We start from the raw sequence: 1717 nt of genomic DNA, 5'->3' as shown, positions 1-1717 counted from the left end.
GTCGCCCTGCGCCGCACTGAAGTCGTCGACCCGGTCCGCGCGGCTGCCGGTTTGGAAGAGGAAGATGTCCGCCCCTTCGCCCCCGGTCAGGGTGTCGTTACCGCCCAGTCCGTTCAGTACGTTGTTCCCATCGTTGCCAATCAGAGTATTTACCAGGCTGTTGCCACTGGCGTCGATGTTGGCAGAACCGGTCAGTTCCAGAGTTTCAGCATAACGACCTGTCAAGCTATAGGTGACACTCGCTTTGATTGTGTCCGTGCCTTGGCCGCTGTCCTCGACGACCTTGTCGCCCGTATTCTGAACGATATATGTGTCATTGCCGAACCCGCCCGCCAAAGTATCGTTGCCGCCCTGGCCATCCAGCCTGTTGTTTCCGGAATTACCTGTCAGCTTGTTGCCGACGCCATTGCCTGTGGCGTCAATATCGGAGGAACCGGTTAGGTTCAGGTTTTCCAGCACCGTACCCGCCATCAGGTAGCTGACCGAAGCGACCGCTAAGTCAGTGCCTTCGCTGGCCAGTTCGGTGATCTTGTCTGATGCGTTGTCGATGTAATATGTATCGTTGCCCAGGCCGCCGATCATCGTGTCAGCACCGCCGGCACCGTCCAGGCTGTTATTGCCAGAATTCCCCGTCAGGCTGTTATTCAACCCGTTTCCGGTGCCATCGATACTTGCGATGCCAGTGAGTTCAAGGCGTTCGACATCGTTGCTTAAGGTATAGGTGGCAGACGCCTGCACAAGGTCGTTTCCGGCCGCCGCGGTCTCGACCACGACGTCGGCGGCGACATTCACAATGTAGGTGTCGTTGCCCAACCCTCCGGTCAGAGTGTCATTACCGCCCTGGCCATCCAGCAGATTGTTGCCGTCATTTCCGACAAGGCTGTTGCCCAGCGAATTGCCGGTCGCAGTCAGGTTGGCGGTGCCTGTCAGGGCCAGAACTTCGACGATGCGGCCGGAAAGGCTGTAGTTGACAGAGGCAAGGATGGTGTCCGTTCCCTCTCCACTGGTTTCCACCACATTGTCGCCGGTGGCATTGACGTAATAGGTATCGTTGCCCAGCCCGCCGGCCATGGTGTCGTTGCCAGCCTGACCATCCAGGCTGTTATTGCCGGTATTGCCGGTGAGTACATTCCCCGATCCATTCCCGGTACCGGTGAGATTATCACTGCCGGTCAGGGTCAGGTTTTCGACCACAGTCCCAGCCAGCGACACACTGACGGTGGACAGAACCAGATCGGAGCCGCCGCCAGAAACTTCGACCACCTGATCGCCCGCGGCATCGACATAATAGGTGTCATTACCCAGACCACCGGTGAGGGTATCATTGCCGGCGCCACCGTTCAGGACATTGTTCCCGGCATTCCCGCCGACGGCATTATCGCCGCCATTGCCTGTACCGTTGATATTGCCAGAGCCGCTCAGAAGGAGATGCTCAGTTTCCGACCCCAGCACATAGCTTACCGCACTTTCGACCCGGTCATTGCCTTCACCCGCCGCCTCCGTAACGAGATCCCCAACCGCATCGACCCGGTAGGTGTCGTCACCCAGTCCGCCGGACATGGAATCGTCTCCAACGCCGCCGTCAAGCAGGTTGTTACCGCTATTGCCGACCAGAGCGTTATTCTGGCCATTGCCGGTAACGTTGATATTGCCGGCGCCCGTCAGGGTGAGGTTTTCGACGTTATCGCCAAGGGCGAAGGAAACGGCTGCCAGGACC

General features: G+C 58.6%; 1 protein-coding gene. It reads right to left on the bottom strand.

Features of this window, described 5'->3' with window-relative positions:
• Positions 1-1717, bottom strand: a 1717-nt coding sequence (locus tag ABAC402_RS25065; RefSeq protein WP_023448421.1) for a calcium-binding protein, incomplete at both ends; no start/stop codon positions are given.

Source organism: Asticcacaulis sp. AC402 (assembly GCF_000495835.1).
GTDB lineage: Bacteria > Pseudomonadota > Alphaproteobacteria > Caulobacterales > Caulobacteraceae > Asticcacaulis.
The sequence above is the reverse complement of the archived record's forward strand: the minus strand, read 5'-3'. Positions and strand labels throughout refer to the sequence as shown.